At 43.4% G+C, this 17,431-nt stretch carries 18 protein-coding genes; 10 read left to right on the top strand and 8 right to left on the bottom strand.

The features are described from left to right. Positions 1-37 precede the first annotated feature (37 nt). The 4 genes from WA381_RS14430 to WA381_RS14415 form a co-directional block, all read right to left on the bottom strand. Positions 38-820: a TrmH family RNA methyltransferase gene (locus tag WA381_RS14430; RefSeq protein ID WP_156086704.1), complete on the bottom strand. Its 783-nt coding sequence runs from the start codon at positions 818-820 to the stop codon at positions 38-40. Positions 821-996: 176 nt separating this feature from the next. Further along, positions 997-1,302, bottom strand: a complete 306-nt coding sequence (locus WA381_RS14425; protein WP_014977116.1) for a hypothetical protein — start codon at positions 1,300-1,302, stop codon at positions 997-999. A gap of 4 nt (positions 1,303-1,306) precedes the next feature. Next, a complete protein-coding gene (locus tag WA381_RS14420) occupies positions 1,307-1,588 on the bottom strand; it encodes a hypothetical protein (RefSeq protein ID WP_014950274.1) in 282 nt (93 codons plus the stop codon). A 146-nt stretch (positions 1,589-1,734) separates the two neighbouring features. Continuing rightward, positions 1,735-3,768, bottom strand: a complete 2,034-nt coding sequence (locus WA381_RS14415) for an aminotransferase class I/II-fold pyridoxal phosphate-dependent enzyme (protein WP_156086705.1) — start codon at positions 3,766-3,768, stop codon at positions 1,735-1,737. A gap of 183 nt (positions 3,769-3,951) precedes the next feature. On the opposite strand from WA381_RS14415, the gene WA381_RS14410 reads away from it, so the two are divergent. The 3 genes from WA381_RS14410 to WA381_RS14400 all read left to right on the top strand — a co-directional run bounded on the left by WA381_RS14410 (position 3,952) and on the right by WA381_RS14400 (position 5,244). Continuing rightward, entirely contained in the window at positions 3,952-4,317 is a 366-nt protein-coding gene (locus tag WA381_RS14410) for a hypothetical protein (RefSeq protein ID WP_156086706.1), read from the top strand. A 1-nt stretch (position 4,318) separates the two neighbouring features. Then, positions 4,319-4,456 (top strand): hypothetical protein, encoded by a 138-nt coding sequence (locus WA381_RS14405; RefSeq protein ID WP_168463548.1) that lies wholly within the window; start codon positions 4,319-4,321, stop codon positions 4,454-4,456. Positions 4,457-4,587: 131 nt separating this feature from the next. Further along, positions 4,588-5,244, top strand: coding sequence for a crotonase/enoyl-CoA hydratase family protein (locus WA381_RS14400; RefSeq protein WP_156086707.1), 657 nt, complete (start codon positions 4,588-4,590; stop codon positions 5,242-5,244). Between the two features lie 57 nt (positions 5,245-5,301). Here the strand turns inward: WA381_RS14400 and WA381_RS14395 are convergent, their stop codons facing one another. Then, positions 5,302-5,817, bottom strand: coding sequence for an Mpo1 family 2-hydroxy fatty acid dioxygenase (locus tag WA381_RS14395; RefSeq protein ID WP_156086708.1), 516 nt, complete (start codon positions 5,815-5,817; stop codon positions 5,302-5,304). A 187-nt stretch (positions 5,818-6,004) separates the two neighbouring features. On the opposite strand from WA381_RS14395, the gene WA381_RS14390 reads away from it, so the two are divergent. The 5 genes from WA381_RS14390 to WA381_RS14370 all read left to right on the top strand — a co-directional run bounded on the left by WA381_RS14390 (position 6,005) and on the right by WA381_RS14370 (position 12,928). Further along, on the top strand, positions 6,005-6,868 hold the full coding sequence (locus WA381_RS14390; RefSeq protein WP_156086709.1) for an META domain-containing protein: 864 nt from the start codon (positions 6,005-6,007) through the stop codon (positions 6,866-6,868). A gap of 677 nt (positions 6,869-7,545) precedes the next feature. Beyond that, on the top strand, positions 7,546-9,012 hold the full coding sequence (betB, locus tag WA381_RS14385) for a betaine-aldehyde dehydrogenase (RefSeq protein WP_014950281.1): 1,467 nt from the start codon (positions 7,546-7,548) through the stop codon (positions 9,010-9,012). Positions 9,013-9,030: 18 nt separating this feature from the next. Next, entirely contained in the window at positions 9,031-10,683 is a 1,653-nt protein-coding gene (betA, locus tag WA381_RS14380) for a choline dehydrogenase (RefSeq protein WP_156086710.1), read from the top strand. 166 nt (positions 10,684-10,849) lie between these two features. After that, on the top strand, positions 10,850-12,067 hold the full coding sequence (locus WA381_RS14375) for a BCCT family transporter (protein WP_156086711.1): 1,218 nt from the start codon (positions 10,850-10,852) through the stop codon (positions 12,065-12,067). Positions 12,068-12,205: 138 nt separating this feature from the next. Then, the gene (locus tag WA381_RS14370) at positions 12,206-12,928 is read left to right on the top strand and encodes a TorF family putative porin (RefSeq protein WP_156086712.1); all 723 of its coding nucleotides are present in this window, start codon (positions 12,206-12,208) and stop codon (positions 12,926-12,928) included. A gap of 118 nt (positions 12,929-13,046) precedes the next feature. Here WA381_RS14370 and rlmF read toward each other — a convergent pair whose 3' ends face one another. Then, entirely contained in the window at positions 13,047-14,027 is a 981-nt protein-coding gene (gene rlmF / locus WA381_RS14365; RefSeq protein ID WP_156086713.1) for a 23S rRNA (adenine(1618)-N(6))-methyltransferase RlmF, read from the bottom strand. Between the two features lie 6 nt (positions 14,028-14,033). Beyond that, positions 14,034-14,510: a redox-sensitive transcriptional activator SoxR gene (gene soxR, locus WA381_RS14360; RefSeq protein WP_014977126.1), complete on the bottom strand. Its 477-nt coding sequence runs from the start codon at positions 14,508-14,510 to the stop codon at positions 14,034-14,036. Between the two features lie 105 nt (positions 14,511-14,615). Here soxR and WA381_RS14355 point away from each other — a divergent pair, with 105 nt between their 5' ends. Next, complete coding sequence (locus tag WA381_RS14355) at positions 14,616-14,996, top strand: VOC family protein (RefSeq protein ID WP_131136797.1); 381 nt, start codon at positions 14,616-14,618, stop codon at positions 14,994-14,996. A 160-nt stretch (positions 14,997-15,156) separates the two neighbouring features. Then, positions 15,157-16,500 carry a M24 family metallopeptidase gene (locus WA381_RS14350; protein WP_156086714.1) on the top strand — a complete coding sequence of 448 codons (1,344 nt, stop codon included), beginning with the start codon at positions 15,157-15,159 and terminating at the stop codon, positions 16,498-16,500. Between the two features lie 204 nt (positions 16,501-16,704). On the opposite strand, the gene WA381_RS14345 is transcribed toward WA381_RS14350, so the two are convergent. Beyond that, a complete protein-coding gene (locus tag WA381_RS14345) occupies positions 16,705-17,172 on the bottom strand; it encodes a hypothetical protein (protein ID WP_014950289.1) in 468 nt (155 codons plus the stop codon). Positions 17,173-17,431 lie beyond the last annotated feature (259 nt).

Here is a 17,431-nt window from a genome sequence, read left to right as displayed (position 1 = left end):
GTCGTTTCCTATCGTAATCGAGTTGAGGGGAGTGTGCTTAACGGGTTAATTCATAAGCGCAGATATTCACAGCGCTGGCTAAGTTTAACGAGTCAATCTTACCGCTTCCCGCAACGGTATACGCCGTTGCGTTTAGCTTTGATAGTGCGTCAACAGGCACGCCACGGGCTTCGTTACCAAACAGATAACACTGATAATCACCAAAGGTGTTAGAGGTGATATTACTACCCTTCATATCCAAGAAAGCGAAACGTTTGAACCGCTCGCCTAGGCTTGCAAGTGCTACGTTTAATTCCATGTTCACATGGAAAATAGCCCCCATACTTGAGCGTACAACTTTCGAGTTATAAGGGTCCACACTGTTCGGGCTTAGTAATAGCGTAAAATCACCAAACCACGCTAGCGTTCTTAGTATGGTGCCTAAGTTGCCGGGGTCTTGAACTTCATACAAATAAATGTACTTTTCGGCACTAGATTTGTTTGCTGAAATGCTGGATTGTGACCGCTCTGAATATAACGCGGAGTTAGGAAGTGGAACGCGAGCAATAATACCTTGAGGTGACTTAGTATCGCTGAGTTGCTGCATTTGTTGGGACGATACCGTTTCTACCTTCATATTAGAGACTGAAGAATCAAGTCTTTCTTTCACCCACGCCTCATGCTCAGCTGTCACATAAAGGGTGATATCACCTAATGTACTGCTGTCATGCTGAGCAACATTAATTAACTCTAAAACTAAGTGCTCTCCTTCCACCAAATAGAATCCGAACTGCGTTCTAAATTTCTTTTGATGAAGCTTTTTCACGTCACTTAGTTTCATTTGCATTGCCCTTTTTATAACTTTCGGCGCAAGTGTAAGGTATGAAACCCAAAACGCAAAGCGGCAACGCTTAATAGTGAAACAAATAATGAGAGAAAAAGATTGTAGTGGAAAAATACGGGATAAAAGAGAGTATCAAAAAGGCGTTTCAAATATACTTGTAAACGCCTTTTTAATTACCGAGATACCAAGACACCTAAAGCGTTCCAACGTTTGCGTGGCTCACCAATTGGAATACATAAGCAGGCCTCTTCTTTTTCACTTGGTAAAATCTGACATACAACATTTGCACTTTTAAACTCGTGAGCAAGTTCTGTTGCAAATATTTCCGTCACACCTTCCACCAGCACAAACTCGTTTTGCTTTTTCAACGCTGTAGCCAACTCTTCTACCGCTTTTAGTGAAAGGGGCCACAAAGTACGCAATACTCTTAACGATGCAACTGAGGTGATATCGCCACCTTGAATTTGTACTTTAAACATTGAATTACTCGTCTAATGTTGTTGCTTCTTGAGTATCATCACTCGTTGACGCTAATGACGTGCCAGCGGCAAATCCACCTGCACCTGCTAAACCAATACCAACGACACCAACTCCGATTTCACCAAGCGTTGCAGCGCCCGCAAGAGCAATGGGCACAGTTGCTAACCCTGCTGTGCCAACAATGGCAATACCCAAACCAATCATAGCAATGCCAACGCCTAGCTGCTCCCAACCATCAAAGCCGCCGGACACCATCTCAATTTCACTTGTATTTAACTCTTTCATTTACATTTCCTTGTTCTATTAGGCTTCCATTCGAAGCCAAAAACAGGGTAAAAAATGGAATAACAAATAGAAACTGTTCGATGGACGGGTTTTAAAACACTTAAGAGCTAAAGCACCGTCCAAACTGGTTTGGTTCGCTTTTTTTCCTACTGTTGGTCAGCTACAACATAAATTTCACCGTCGTAAATACCTTGGACGGTAAGCTTCTGGCTTGCCAGTGCCTGAAGGTAATCAATATGCGCTTGTTCCACTTTCTGTCCAGGGACAATAAGCGGAATACCAGGCGGATACGGTGTAATTAAACCTGCTGCTGTGCGTCCAACACTGTTTTGCCATGGTATGGCTTCCCTGGGGCTGAAAAACGCTTTTGACGGAAGGTCGTCTAAATGAATTGGCGGAATGTCTGCCGGTAACGGACTCTTGCTCTTGCGCTTGCTTAGGTTAACGGCGCCATCATCAAGACGTTTTAACGCGTTGTATAGCCTTACAATTTTAGAGCGCATTCCACCTAGCGTAAGCAGTACTAGAATAGTGCTATGAGTAAACTTCTCGATTTCTAAACCAACTTCGTCCATTAAGAAACGATGTATTTCTTGGTTTGAATAATCAAGCGCCGATACGTCAATTAAGATTTTAAGCGGATCATGCCCAATGTTGTCACTTTCAAAGTGAGAAAACATATTCGCAAAGTCACTAGGCGAAAGTATTTTAAGTCGCTTAAACTTGGCCATTTGCGATTTGAGTTCGGCAACATTGCTCAATAGCTCATTAAGGATTTTGTAGCCTTCCATTTCCAGCTGCTGACGACATACATCAAGCGAGGCAATGAGTTGATACTTGGGCGAGGTACTGGTGTGAATTGCAAACACTTCTTTAAAGAAGTCTTTATCGAAATCTGGATCGTTTACATGAATAAAGGATGCTTGCGAGAACGCCGACACCACTTTGTGCGCAGAGTGAGTAATATAGTCTGCCCCAGCGGCGATAGCCGAGTAGTCACGCAATGCAGGATGGAACAAGGAATACGCAAACCATGCTTCGTCAATGAACACTTTAATGCCATGCTCGTGGGCTAAATTTACGACTTGCTTAAGGTCAGTCAATAACCCGTCGTAGGTACAGCCCGTCAGTACGATAAGTTTAGCATCAGTATTTTCTTCAATAAGCTGCTTAATTTGCGCCATTCTAGGCGGTGAGAAAATACCGTATTCAGGGTTAAATACACTGTCTAAATACACTGGCATAGCGCGCGCCTGAATAATGCCGTAGTGCACTGACTTGTGGCAGTTTCTGTCGGCAATAACTTTGTCGCCCTCACGCAACAGCGTCTGCAAAATAATTTTGTTTGATGTCGAAGAGCCGTTTGTGACGAAATAGGAATGACGAACTTCAAATGTATTCGCAACAGCGGCTTGCGCTTTACCAATAGCGTGAGTGCCATCTGATAGTGAGCCCAGCGAGTCTACGCTTACCGATAAGTCACTAACAAACACGTTACGCCCAAAGAAACGATAAAAATCACTGATATAGGGTGAATTTCTAAAGCTTGCGCCACCGCTGTGACCTGGCGTATGCCACGAGTCGTTAGACTCTACCACATAGTCTTTGTATTCAGTCCAAAACGGCGTTTCGTTTCTATCATCAAAGTCGTTGATGATATAACCCAAAATAGACTCTGGGTCTGAAATAATGTCGTTACGATAGAAGAACGATTCAATGCCATTGGCTTGGTTTACAATATCCAACCCTTTTACTGCATCGCCTAAGACATACACGGGGAGTTCAGGGCGAATGCGTTTAATGGCGTCGATAACTCTGGCATTGTTATCTATTACTGCGTTGCGTGCAGACGGCTTTTCGCTTGTGGTTTTCTCGCTCGCGTTTTGTGAACTAACGCTTTCGGCTGCGGAGCTCATATTTTCATTAGATACGCCATTTAATAGCACTACGTCTGTCAGCTCTTTGACCTTCGCCACCACATCCCAGCTAAATACCACAGCCTGAATGTCACCGTCTTCACGAACAAATTGTAGTGCCTTTGCAACGGAGTTCGCTTCAAGCAAGCTTATTTCAACGTCACTACGGTCAAAGTAAGTGATGGTGTTGCCTATACTCGACGTAATTTGTTCTAATAAATCAACAGCATCTTCTATAACGAGAATTTTTAAATGAGGGCGCATTAACCAACCATGTAATTAACAATGAGCATTTAACGCTAGGCTAAAACTCATAAAACTAAGAATCTATAAACAACAACAGTAAAACTAAAAATAGTGTAACTCTGAATTTCACTGGTGTCGTGTAAACTCTTGCTATGTCGTAATAAAAGTGCCTAAACGAATTGGACGAGGGCTAAATCACTCATGCACACACCTTCCCTTCAGAACCAATTCCCACACGCTTATCTTTCGAATTCAACAGAGCACACGAAGAACCTACGAGAATTTCTACACTACGCGAAAAATGTGCTCCCTTCTATTGCATCTGCAAAGAAAAACGCCTGGCCAATACATCATGACCACTGCTTTATGCGGGTGATTTTAGACAATATTGTCGGCTGTGCGTGGTATGAGGTCATTCCCTCGCCGGCCTATAAAAACCTGACCGACGAGCAAGCCAGCGCAGCGTTAAACCTCGCGAGACAGATAGCCACTGAGAGTGTCTCGCTTCACGTACTCAACCAATGCTCGAAAAAATGGCGCAATAAGCAGCTAAAACTGGAGTTTTAGTATGACAAAACGAACAACCATTAACGACGCAATTTTGATAGAGGATGGCCAAGACCTAGAGCGAATTGTGAAAGACAAACGTGCGCAGTGGCGGGCTAATAACGCGAAAGCGCGTCGCAGACAACGCCGATATTCATAGCACATATCCCGAAGATGATGCCTAAAGCACTATCATAAAAGAAATCAATTACCTACAATCACTGCTAGAAAGTTGCGCTTAACAGAGTGTAACGTAAATTAATTCCTACTAAGAAAGTGACAGGACATACCATGGCGTTTAATTTAGCTATTAATAACGATATTGCAGTAATCACCTTTGACGACGGAAAAGTTAACGCCGTTGGGTTTGAGCTTATTCAGCAGTTTAACGATGCCTTAGATGAAGCAGAGCAAAACGCAAAAGCGGTTGTATTATACGGTGGTGAAGGCAAGTTTTGCGGCGGGTTTGATTTATCGGTAATGAAAGCCGACGACAAAGCAAAACAGCACGAGTTGGTGTCAAAAGGCGCTGAGTTAATCGTACGCCTATATAGCTTCCCACTACCAGTTGTCGTTGCAGCTGAAGGTCACAGCATTGCAATGGGCGCAATTATGCTTATGGCTGCTGACCTGCGCATTGGTAAAGACGCAGATACTAAGTATGGGCTTAATGAAACCGCCATTGGTATGGTGCTACCGCCTTTCGGTATGGAGCTAGCCAAAGCAAGACTAGCGAATACGTCTCAAACTGAAGCATTGCTTTTTTCACGTATTTATCAAGGCAGTGAAGCGGTAAAAGCGGGCTTTTTAGATGCTGCAGTACCTCAAGAGCAGGTATTAGCGACAGCCATGGGTTATGCAGAAAAGTTGAAGATGTTGCCTAGACAGTCTTTTGCTGAGTCTAAAATACAATTGCGTAAAGAAACGATAGAGAAGATGAAAGCTTAGCGATTATGTTATAACAGCGCGTTGAGACTAGTTGTTTCAACGCGCTGTCTAAAGCAGTTACTTTATGGGTCCGGAGCGGCACTCTATCTCTTCTTTAAGTGCACTTCGAAGGCCTAGCTCAAAACTTAATTCCGCAAGCACAAATAGTGGTCCTATCGCCAGCCCCATTATATCGTCGACAAACGCAGGCTTTTTACCCTCATAGTGATGACCAATAAATTGAAGCACCCAACCACCAATAAAAATACCAAGTGAAATAGCAAGCCATGTTCCCACTTCATTCTGTGCGATGGGTTGAGCGAAATAGACCATAGCCCCCGTAATAAGCGTCATCACTATGCCAAGTTTTATATCTAACTTAATGTAGAACGCATTACCAATTGCCCAAACAAAGAGCGCTGGGCTTATGATCATATCTCCAAAAATTGGCGCGCTAATTAGAAACGCAGGCTTACTTAGTAGACAGAAAACCGAGAAAACAATTAGCGGAATACCGACATAATGGGTGTATATGTTTCTTTGATCTCTGTGGTACTTGGCGTACTCACTCAAGTGCTGTTCTAAATTTTTCATACTGCGTCACCCATAAGTTATATCAAGGTGTTAGTTTACTCCGTTCATTCGCTTACGAACTGTCGTTTTGACGACAAAGTGGAGGTATAGTGGTGCTCTTCGTGCTATTTGAGCTCAACGGTTAAAGATGAACTTAGTTGGCTATCGCGAATCATAGTGAAATTGATTAAAAACAATTGGAGTTTTCATGACTTACAGGAAGTACCTTTGGGCTTTGACAGGTTCTGCGCTTCTTTCTTTAACAGCGTGCAGCTCGGTCTCCTCTCTCTATTCAAATGAAAGTGAAGGTAGTCAACAGCATACCGAAGGCAAACCACTTACGTTAGCGGACAGTCATTGGCAGGTTGAAAGTATAGACCGAGCAGGAATTATCGATTTCAGCCATGTTACGCTTAACGTAAATTCAAACGGAGACACTAGCAGAGTAAGCGGCAGTACAGGTTGTAATCAGTTTACCGGAGCGCTAGATGTTGATGAAGCCGATACGGTATTTAGTGATAAAAGCTCAGCTGAATCCTTTTCCACTGATAAGCTCATTCTCACCAAAAAGGCATGTGCGCCTGCACTGATGAAACAAGAGCAACGCTTCATCGAAATGTTGGCCGCATCGGCAACTTATTCGATAGTGGAAAATACTTGGTTGGTGCTTTACGACAGTAATGGCAATGAAACGATTAGAGCGATTGCTGCACAGATTTCTCAATCGACGACAAACAAATCGGCAAGTGCGACAAAAAGTAATGTAGATACGAAATTGTCTGACCTGGCTTCATCGCAAAAACAAGATGTGGTTGGCTCAAATGAACAAGAGTCGACCAAAACGTACAAATGTGAAACGCCTAATGCCAATCTCGCTACATTACGTGTAAATACGCTGGGGCCTGACACATTGGCTTTATCATTAAACAACACCCATCACATTGTGCAGTTATCACGTTCAGCATCGGGGGCAAAATACACCAACAACAAGAACGTAGTGTTTTGGAATAAAGGTGATGTTGCTACCCTATCGATCAACTCAGGTTATTACCATTGTAGTTTAAGCACCTAAAGCGAAATCGACGCTTACTTGTCTGTTTTAGGCTTAGTCTCTACCTTAATATTTACCTCACATGATGAAAGGGCCTCAGCTGCCCTTTTAACTTCTCTTTTCAACAGTATCAAATTGCTTAGAGCAATTGCTTTTAGCCCCGCAAGGTTAACCCTTACCTCCAACTCAATTAGTTTCAGTTAAACATTTTCTCACCTTTAATTGGTCAATCAAAAAGGAATTAAGCATGGGGATAGCTAATTCTTTATATATTTAATGTTTACACTTTTACCATTTAAAATCATTCACTTACCAGCAAGTTTCGCAAGTTACTCCTAGTAATTACGCGTCTGTAACAATGCTCACAAGTTGAAACAATAGTTAGAACACTATACAATTTATTTTTATTGAACGACCAATTAAAATAAAAGCATCAGTAAAAAGACGTGCGACATTACGTCCTAAAACCTTCAATAATGCGTCATGGGCGCAGTAGGTGATGATGTTTTTACAGGGTGACTTTTACTAAGCGAAAGTGTTCTATTCGTGCAAGTTAGCAACTCAATAGAGAAAATAGTTTCAACACTATTCATCATTTTGAAACTATTTCTACGTATTAGGTATTCGTAATAGAAGTTAATTCGCAGTACCCGCAAATTGGCGAAAGTTTTAGTCCTTTTAAAAGTAGGAGTTTATGCATGTCATTACCGACTTATCAGAATTTCATTCACGGCAAGCCGATGGCAAACAAAAGCAAAGAAACCTTTGCTGTAACCAACCCCGCAACCGGTGAGGTAATTTACCACGTAGAAGTGGCTGATGAGTTTATTCAACAAGAAGCAATCAAAAGCGCTAAAGAAGGCTTTTCAGTGTGGTCAGCAATGATGCCAATTGAAAGAACCCGCATTCTTAATAAAGCGGTTGCATTGCTTCGTGAGCGTAATGACGAACTCGCTAAGCTTGAAGTACTCGATACCGGTAAGCCTATTCAAGAAGCCGACTGTGTTGATATTGAAACTGGCGCTGATGTCATTGAGTACTATGCCGGCCTAGCTCCTACTCAACTAGGTACCCAGCAACCTGTGGGTGGCGATTTCTTCTACACGCGCAAAGAAGCGCTAGGTATATGTGCCGGTATTGGCGCATGGAACTACCCTATTCAAATCGCTTGCTGGAAATCAGGCCCCGCCCTTGCCGCAGGTAATGCGTTTATATTTAAGCCGTCAGAAGAAACCCCAATGGGTGCGCTTAAACTGGCTGAAATTTTCACCGAAGCTGGCGTACCTGACGGCGTATTCAATGTGGTTCAAGGCGCAGCACAAGTAGGCCAGTGGCTTACAAATAGCCCTGACATTGAGAAAGTATCGTTTACTGGTGAAGTAGGCACAGGTAAAAAAGTGATGCAAAGCGCCGCTGCGTCGAACTTAAAAGACGTGACAATGGAGCTTGGCGGTAAGTCACCGCTTGTGGTATTCGAAGATGCCGACATTAGCCAAGCTATCAGCGCCGCTATGCTTGGTAATTTTTATACCCAAGGTGAAATCTGCACTAACTGCACCCGTGTTTACGTTCAACGTTCTGTTTATCAAGCCTTTATTGATGAGCTTAAAGCCCGTACCGAAAACAACATTGTTATGGGCGATCCACTTGACCCCAACGTAAACCTGGGCGCACTTATTTCTAAAAAGCACCAAGAGCTGGTACTTGGCTATATTGCCAAAGGAAAAGAAGAAGGCGCAACGCTATTAACCGGCGGGAACGCTGCCTCTCCGGCATCTGCGCCAAATGGCTATTTTGTTGAGCCAACAATTTTCACTGACTGCACTGACGATATGACTATCGTTAAAGAAGAGATCTTCGGACCAGTAATGAGCGTGTTAGTTTTCGATGATGAAGACGAAGTGATCGCACGCGCGAATGACACTGAGCTAGGTTTAGCTGCCGGTGTATTTAGTAAGGATATCCAGCGCGCGCACCGCGTTATCCACCAACTTCAAGCCGGTATTTGCTGGATAAATGCATATGGTAACTCTCCGGCTGAAATGCCTGTAGGCGGCTACAAACAGTCTGGCATTGGACGTGAAAACGGCGTTGAAACGCTTAATAGCTACACACAGACCAAATCGGTTTATGTAGGTATGAGCCAAATTGAGAGCCCGTTTTAAGCCGCAGTAGGAGTACATATGCAGACATTTGATTACATTATTGTTGGAGCTGGTTCTGCCGGCTGCGTGCTAGCGAACCGCTTATCAGAAAACCCAAAGCACGAGGTGTTGCTACTGGAAACCGGTGGCTCAGATAAAAGCATTTTCATCAAGATGCCAACGGCGCTGTCTATTCCTATGAATACCGACAAGTATGCGTGGCAATTCAACACTGAAAAAGAGCCCTATTTAAACAACCGTGAAATGCACTGCCCACGCGGTAAAGTGTTGGGCGGCTCGTCATCCATTAATGGAATGGTATACGTACGCGGCCACGCTAAAGACTTTGATGAATGGGAAGCTCACGGCGCAGAGGGCTGGAATTATCAGGCGTGCCTCCCCTATTTCCAAAAAGCTGAAACCTGGTACAAAGGTAACGACGCGTACCGAGGTGGCAATGGTGAACTCGGCGTTAACAACGGTAACGAAATGAAGAACCCGCTTTATACGGCCTTCATTAAAGCCGGCGAACAGGCGGGCTACGACATCACTAGCGATTACAATGGCAAGCAGCAAGAAGGCTTCGGCCCTATGCATATGACCGTGAAAGACGGTGTACGCAGTTCAGCAAGCCGTGAATATCTTGACCCGGTAAAATCGCGTAAGAATTTAACTATAGTGACTGGCGCGCTGGTTACTAAAGTCGTGCTGGAAGATAAAGTCGCAAAAGGCGTTGAATATGTAGTTAACGGTAAAACCGAGACTGCCGCCACATCTAACGAAGTGATTTTAAGCGCCGGCTCTATTGGCTCGCCACACATCCTGCAGCTTTCTGGAATTGGCGACAAAGATATTCTTGAAAAAGCAGGTGTCGATGTTAAGCACCACCTGCCGGGTGTGGGTCAAAACCTGCAAGATCATTTGGAATTTTATTTCCAGTACAAGTGTAAACAGCCAATTACGTTAAATCGCAAACTGGGCTTAATTTCAAAAGGGTTGATCGGTGCTCGCTGGTTGCTTAACCGTTCTGGGTTGGGCGCTACGAATCACTTTGAATCTTGCGCCTTCATTCGCTCGAAAGCAGATGTGGAGTGGCCTGACATTCAGTACCACTTCTTGCCTGCCGCTATTCGATACGACGGAAAGTCCGCGTTTGATGGCGATGGCTTTCAAGTGCACGTAGGTCACAACAAACCTAAAAGTAGAGGTAGCGTAACCCTTCAGTCGGCTAACCCGACGGTTCCGCCTAAAATTTTGTTTAACTATTTGCAGCATCCAGATGATATCGAAGGGTTTAGAGCATGCGTAAGACTTACACGAGAAATCATCGCACAGTCAGCATTCGACGACTTCAGAGACGGCGAAATTCAGCCTGGCGAGCACATTCAGACGGATGAAGAAATAGACGCTTTTGTGCGTGAAGCCGTTGAGAGCGCTTACCATCCATCATGCTCTTGCAAAATGGGTGAAGATGAGATGGCAGTGGTAGATTCTCAAACCAATGTTCATGGCATTGAAGGATTGCGAGTGGTGGATTCTTCGATCTTCCCCACTATTCCAAACGGAAACCTAAATGCGCCAACCATCATGGTGGCGGAAAAGGCGGCAGACATCATTCTGGGTAAGCCCGCTTTACCACCACAGAATGTGGCGGTAGATATCCACCCTAATTGGCAAACCGAGCAACGCTAAACGTTAAAACGATTTCGCACTAGTGTGCTTGTTCTTGCAATAAGCGCACCTTCCACAGTGCCTATATGCAGCCGATTAAGGTGACAATGTGTGTAGCTGGGTGGCTGTTTAATAACGAAAAAAGGAAAAAACATGTTTTATTTTTATCAATACTGGGAGGGTGATAATGACAATATGGCTTAGTGCAGGCATTATTTTCACTCTACTTTCTGTAGCCTATATTTTGGTTAAATGGGGCAATATGAAAGTGGTCGGCGTAACGCCAGTTAGAACCTTTACCTTTATTGCCATTCTCTTTACCTCAGGTTTGGACGTGGGCCTTATTATGTTCCCGCTCACTGAATTTGCTGGTTATGCTGACATAAGCGCAAGTCCTGAATATGCCTTCACCAATCCGCTCGCCATTGAGTTTGGGTTTTGGGGATTCTTAATTTGGGGATTCTACTTTCTTACTTGTTTTTATTTCTGCGTAATCGAACCGAAAGTAAAGTTCTTCGAGCTTCCGGTTGTTAAGTTCGTAAACAACGTTGTAATCATCGGAACCTGTGCTTTCACGGCGTTTCTACTGCTGTCTAACCTTCCGTGGTATTTACCGTCGATAGGCGACGGAGAATCTGTCGTGCCTGCGTTCTACTTGATCGTGTTTGCAGCCATTGCTTTTGCCGTATATTCGAGCACTAGCATTAAATACGTGCGTATTTTAAGCCTAACAACCACATGGGTATTTATAGCGCTTATTATTGGCATGTGGGCGGCTGCATTTGTATTTGGTGAAAGTGAGATAACGGCTTATTTTACCAACCTAGGTCTTATTGGCGGGTACTTTGCGAACATCGATAACTTCGTATTACCCATTAATGAGTATCACGAGTTCTATCTATTCTGGTGGTTCAGCTGGAGCATCATGATTGGTCAGTTTACGTCTCGTTTCGTGGGCGGTCTTAAAACTTATCAAGTCATGTTGGCTATGATGGTCATTCCATCTATCCCGATTGCGGCTTGGTTTTCAGTACTGTACCACTATCACAGTGCCGGTATTCCTACTGAGGGGATAACCAATTTAGCCATGGTATGCGTGGGTGTCGTCTTTGTGATCAACTCACTTGATTCACTGATTAGACTGTACACAGATAATCTAAACATGACCGTTGAACGCATCGGTAAAGGCAATTACATTGCTCTCAATATCGTGGCGCTTTCGCTACTTACGTTGCTGTTCAAACTAGACTTCTTGCAAATTCAGTGGGTGGGTGCGTTAGTTATCACTATCTTCTTTAGCTGCTTTGCTTTCATTCTAAGTCAGAAATTTAAATCGGTGACGGCCATCAAAACATCGCCGAAAGAAAACAAAATCGACTTTACCAAGATAGAAAATCTCAACTAACTAAATCATTTACTTTTTACCTTCTTAACATTGGCTCATTTTGAGCCAATGGGGGTAAGTATTGCCCGAAGCTTGCGTAAGAGCGCATTAACTAGGAAGCGGGCCAAATAAAACAATGATAAAAACAGGTGTTTAACAATGAAAAAATTGAATTCTTTTTTTACATCCACGCATATTTTCACAGTGGCTATTGTCGCAGCGTTATATTCTTCAGCTTCATTCGCTGATTGGAGCGCCAATATCTCTGCGGTTTCAGATTATACCTTCAACGGCGTTAGCCAAACGCAAAACGACCCGGCTCTTCAGGGCGGCGTTGATAAAGCATTTGATAACGGCACTTATGCAGGCACGTGGGCATCTAATGTAGATTTTGGTGGCGATACAAACCTTGAATGGGATTTTTACGTGGGTCGTTACCAAATGCTAACCGAAACGGTGAGTTTGGACTACGGCATCGCTTATTACTCTTATCACGGTGGCGATGATTCAAGTGATGGCAATTACCCAGAGGTGTATATCAAGTTTGGTTATGCCAGTGACTACGGTAGTTCAGAACTAAACTTCTGGTACACGTGGGATTACTTTGGAACAGGCGCAAAACACGCTATCGCAATGGTTGCTCATACCTTTGAACTCGCCCCCAACCATCATTTACGTGCAAGCTTTGACGTATCTAACTCACTAGACAGTGACAAGTGGCTGTGGAATGGTGATGACACCTCTTTCTACCACTACCGTTTGGCTTACCAAACAAGCTATGAAGGGTTCGATTTCGAAATTGCTGCTGAAAACACCAATCTTGATTTTGATACCGCCGATGAGCGCATTGTATTTGGTGTATCAAAAACCTTCAGCTTCTAAACGTTGAATTGGAAAGTGGTTCTTCAGAATAAGAACCACTTTCCTTAGCAAATGCTATGCGTGCTCGCACTACGCTGCTTCAACTGTACTCGGTCAATTTAACTTAGCGTTACAACGGTTAAAAAGTCCACGCAACAAAACGACTCAATTTACTTCCCTGTCCCATATCAATCACTTTACACTGCGCAGCACCGTAATAATCAATACTGGTTTTAATTGGTTTCAAATGGGCACTCTTCGACACCAAGCAGGTGAACCATTCTACATTGTCTTTTACAGAGACACTCTCTTTAACCATGCGCTGAATAAAGGCAAGTTCACCGCCTTCGCACCACAGTTCATTCGCTTGGCCCGCAAAATTCAAGTTTGCGTCCTTACCTTGGTAAGCGGCATTTTTACCTTGTAGCTTGGATGTACGATGCCCAAAACCTTGCTCACGATTATCGATGAACTTCGCACCACTTCGTTTCTGTTTATTACGGGTTAAATTAGATGTCTTCCTTCGCGTGCCTGACAGTGCCTCTTGCGCAGACTTATGAAACGGAGGATTGCACATAGTAAACGTAAATCGTTCATTTGCTTCAATCACGCCGTTGAAAATACTTGCTCTATTCGCTTGTTTACGCACTTGGAATTTATGGGCTAACACACTATTTTTACTAGCAATAGCTTTAGCACTTTTTACTGCGACGTCGTCAACATCACTCCCTACGAACGACCAGTCATAGGATGTAACGCCGATAATAGGATAGATAGCATTTGCGCCCACGCCTATATCAAGCCCACGAACGTTTTGATCTTTCCCCTGTTGACTCTGCTCACACTGCGCACTGCTTTTTAATAAATCAGCAATACCGTGGATATAATCTGCTCTTCCAGGTACAGGGGGGCATAAGTAGCCATCAGGAATATCCCAATATTCAAGGCGGTAGTAGTGATGAAGTAAGGCCGCATTAAGCACCTTCACCGCTTTTGGGCTGGTGAAATCTATACTGGTATTGCCGCTTTTAGCACGAACGAGAAAAGACTTGAGCGCTGGGTATGTCTGGCACAGCGTATCCATAGGATAGCCGTTCTTGTGAAGATTTTTTGGGTGCATGAAGCGCTACTTTTTGTGTGAAACTAAGAACTGGGATTGCACGTTTTCATCGAGCAACTGGGCACCGCTACCTTGGGCTGCCACTTTATCGTCGGTATTGTAAAGCCTACAGCGGTCTAATGACAAACACCCACAGCCAATACAGCCTTCTAACGACGTCTTCAAACTGGTCAGCGCCGCAATTTTTGCTTCGATATGCTGATTAAACACCGTGCTTAATTTTGCCCAATCAGCTTGTGTTGGCGTTCTGTTGTCTGGAAGTGTAGACAACAGACTCTTTATCTCAGCAAGGGAATACCCCATATTTTGCGCAATCAAAATAAAGGAAACTCTGCGAATGACTGATCGAGGAAATGCTCTATTTCCGCCATTTGTGCGCACAGAAGGAATTAGTCCTTCGTTGGCATAATAGCGAATTAATGAAACAGCATTGCCAGTACGTTTAGCAATAAAGCCAATGCTTACCATAGGTTCTGGTGCCATAACGCCCCTTTTCCAATTTCGAAATAGCGGTAAAAAACGCTTGATCTAAAGTTAGCTTTAGATATTAAGCTGTTTTTCGTTGATTATCTACACAAGGAAAAACACATGACAACTGCATACTTAGAGCACGCGAATATCACCGTTGAAAACCCAGATGAGCTAGCTAGCTTACTTTGTACGCTATTTGGTTGGAAAGTACGGTGGAGCGGCGGCGCCAAAAATGACGGCTACACGGTGCACGTAGGAAACGATAAAGACTACCTAGCCCTTTACAGACCTAAAATTATCAATGATATAGAAAGCGATTATAAAACCCTCGCCAATATCAACCACATCGGTATTGTTGTGCCTAATTTAGACGAAACAGAGCAGCGGGTTCTGGCACTAAATTTCAATACTTTTAGCCATGGCGATTATGAACCAGGTAGACGCTTTTATTTCATGGCTCAGCAAAACATAGAGATTGAAGTCGTTTCATATAACTAGGGCTATCTGGTGATACGCCTAGCTGAACTTTCAAATTTAGTGTTAGATTAATGTTACCCCACTCGTGCGCGTTTTACTTTGTATTTGTGTTTGCTAGGTTTGTTTACTAAAAATGAACGCGCACTGTGGTCATTTTAATAATAATAGACAGGAAACATGGATGAGAAAGTTACTAGCGATAAGTTTAGGTTTAGTAATGTTGTCCCTATCGGCAAACGCATGGGCGAATAACATTCTTAGTATGAAACAGCGAAGCGAGCTGATTGATAAGATCACCGTTGAACGCTTCAACTCTGTGCTGCCCCAAATTATGGAGCGTGAAGGCATCGACATGTGGGTGTTAATGTCCCGGGAATACAACGAAGATCCCGTTTTAAAAACCATGTTACCTTCTACTTGGATTTCCGCACGACGTCATACCATGTTAGTCATTTATAACCCCGGCAATGGTCAACCGCTAGAACGTTTGGCCGTTGCAAGATATGCGGTAGGGTCACTATTTAAAAAAGCGTGGGATAAGGAAGCACAACCCGACCAGTGGAAGGCATTGAAACACGTTATCGAAGCCCGGAATCCCGCTAAAATCGCCATTAATACGTCTGATTCATTTGCCCTCGCTGATGGCATGACCTCTACCGAACACGACAAATTTATAGCCGTACTTCCTAAAGCGCTGAAAAACCGCGTTGTAAGTGGCGAAAGACTCTCAATCGGTTGGCTGGAAACGCGCAGTGACCTTGAAATGCAATATTATCCGGTACTTACTCAAATTGGTCATTCACTGATAGCAACGGCATTTTCAAATGAAGTTATAACCCCTAACGTGACAACTACAGACGATGTGGTGTGGTGGCTGCGTGATCAAACGCGCGCTTTAGGGCTGACCAACTGGTTTCATCCTACTGTCTCAATTCAACGTAAAGACAGTGAAGTCTTCGACCAAATTACCGCATTTAGCAAGCGTCCTGGTGAAAACATCATTCGGCCGGGCGATCTCATTCATGTCGATTTCGGCATTACTTACCTTCGACTTAATACTGATCAACAGCAGCATGCTTACGTGTTAAAGCCTGGTGAAAAAGACGCGCCAGCTTCACTTAAGGAAGCACTTAAATCTGGAAACCAGTTGCAGGACATTCTGACCGGTAATTTTAAAGTAGGCAGAACAGGTAACACTATTTTGAGTATGTCGCGACAGCAGGCTATCGAACAAGGCATCACGCCCGCTATTTACACCCACCCGCTTGGTTTTCATGGGCACGCGGCAGGTCCAACGATAGGAATGTGGGATGCACAGGAAGGAGTACCAGTTCAAGGTGACTATCCAGTGTTTGCACAAACAACTTATTCGATAGAACTCAATGCAGCGAGCTTTATTAAAGAGTGGAACAAAGAAATTAGAATTATGCTGGAAGAAGATGCATTTTTTGATGGTCAGTCAGTAACCTATTTAGATGGCAGGCAAACGGAGTTTCATTTGATTCATTCAGATGAAAACCAATAACTATAGGTGGAGCGTTACGCCTATTTTAAGGCCTATACGAAATGAAAAAACTGAACGGTGCGGCTAAAGGTTGGCCGATGCGAGAAGACTTACGTAGAATTAAATCAAGCGAAGCGTAAAGTGTCAGGCCTTTCGCCCTTTCAAGCGAAAGGCCATGAAACTGTACTAAATATTAGCAGTAGGTTGCTATCCTAAAACGCAGTCTTATTCAGCAGCAGTGCGAACAACTACGTTTTCTGCACTGTATTCGCGAACAAAATCAGACATTGTTTTGTGGTTACAAATAATGTTCTCACCTTCCAAACCAAACTTCGCTAGTGCCGCTTCTTTACCTACTGAAAGCGCTTCTAGACAAGCCTGTGACGCAACATCTTGGTTTTTAGCAACAAGTGCTACAGTTTTCGCGTTTTCAGTCGCCTTGTTGTTTTTGTACATGTAAGCAAAAGTGCGAAGTGATTCGCCGTTGCAACGTACAGATGCACTGAACTCTTCTGCGTTAAAACCTTTTGAACGGATAAGACGCAATGCAGGACCAAAACCATCTTCAGCAGCAGTTAAACATGCTTGTGTTTCGATGTTGTCGTTAATTGGCTTTAGTACGACATCTTTTGCGAAAGATTGAGTGGCAGCAACAGATAATGTTAGAGCAATAGCGAAAGTAGACAGTTTCATTTTTGAATTCCTATTTTGTAACTAAATTAGATATCACCTGAGTGATGAATACATTATGAACAATACTTTCAAAAAATAAAGCATTTTTCGTAATTTAATTACAGAAATAGCAAAATAAACAGACATATCACGACAAAACTGAAAGTTATTTACAAAAACAAACATATTTTATATAAAATTTTACGAGCCTGTAACAGATTCTGTGTAACTGCCATTAGTTAATATGCTTTTCGAGGCGTTCCTCGAACTCGATAATAAA

Origin of the sequence: Alteromonas sp. CH_MED4-4 (genome assembly GCF_037029575.1) — a bacterium.
GTDB classification, from domain to species: Bacteria; Pseudomonadota; Gammaproteobacteria; order Enterobacterales; family Alteromonadaceae; genus Alteromonas; species Alteromonas macleodii.
This window is presented reverse-complemented; position numbering and strand designations above follow the sequence as displayed.

Excerpts from the sequence above, each read along its gene's own strand:
- WA381_RS14375 (WP_156086711.1), top strand. The coding sequence starts at position 10,850 with ATGACAATATGGCTTAGTGCAGGCATTATTTTCACTCTACTTTCTGTA.
- WA381_RS14405 (WP_168463548.1), top strand. The coding sequence starts at position 4,319 with ATGACAAAACGAACAACCATTAACGACGCAATTTTGATAGAGGATGGC.
- WA381_RS14420 (WP_014950274.1), bottom strand. The coding sequence starts at position 1,588 with ATGAAAGAGTTAAATACAAGTGAAATTGAGATGGTGTCCGGCGGCTTT.
- WA381_RS14345 (WP_014950289.1), bottom strand. The coding sequence starts at position 17,172 with ATGAAACTGTCTACTTTCGCTATTGCTCTAACATTATCTGTTGCTGCC.
- WA381_RS14390 (WP_156086709.1), top strand. The coding sequence starts at position 6,005 with ATGACTTACAGGAAGTACCTTTGGGCTTTGACAGGTTCTGCGCTTCTT.
- WA381_RS14370 (WP_156086712.1), top strand. The coding sequence starts at position 12,206 with ATGAAAAAATTGAATTCTTTTTTTACATCCACGCATATTTTCACAGTG.
- WA381_RS14355 (WP_131136797.1), top strand. The coding sequence starts at position 14,616 with ATGACAACTGCATACTTAGAGCACGCGAATATCACCGTTGAAAACCCA.
- WA381_RS14400 (WP_156086707.1), top strand. The coding sequence starts at position 4,588 with ATGGCGTTTAATTTAGCTATTAATAACGATATTGCAGTAATCACCTTT.
- WA381_RS14410 (WP_156086706.1), top strand. The coding sequence starts at position 3,952 with ATGCACACACCTTCCCTTCAGAACCAATTCCCACACGCTTATCTTTCG.
- soxR (WP_014977126.1), bottom strand. The coding sequence starts at position 14,510 with ATGGCACCAGAACCTATGGTAAGCATTGGCTTTATTGCTAAACGTACT.
- WA381_RS14430 (WP_156086704.1), bottom strand. The coding sequence starts at position 820 with ATGAAACTAAGTGACGTGAAAAAGCTTCATCAAAAGAAATTTAGAACG.
- WA381_RS14425 (WP_014977116.1), bottom strand. The coding sequence starts at position 1,302 with ATGTTTAAAGTACAAATTCAAGGTGGCGATATCACCTCAGTTGCATCG.
- betB (WP_014950281.1), top strand. The coding sequence starts at position 7,546 with ATGTCATTACCGACTTATCAGAATTTCATTCACGGCAAGCCGATGGCA.
- rlmF (WP_156086713.1), bottom strand. The coding sequence starts at position 14,027 with ATGCACCCAAAAAATCTTCACAAGAACGGCTATCCTATGGATACGCTG.
- WA381_RS14415 (WP_156086705.1), bottom strand. The coding sequence starts at position 3,768 with ATGCGCCCTCATTTAAAAATTCTCGTTATAGAAGATGCTGTTGATTTA.
- WA381_RS14395 (WP_156086708.1), bottom strand. The coding sequence starts at position 5,817 with ATGAAAAATTTAGAACAGCACTTGAGTGAGTACGCCAAGTACCACAGA.
- betA (WP_156086710.1), top strand. The coding sequence starts at position 9,031 with ATGCAGACATTTGATTACATTATTGTTGGAGCTGGTTCTGCCGGCTGC.
- WA381_RS14350 (WP_156086714.1), top strand. The coding sequence starts at position 15,157 with ATGAGAAAGTTACTAGCGATAAGTTTAGGTTTAGTAATGTTGTCCCTA.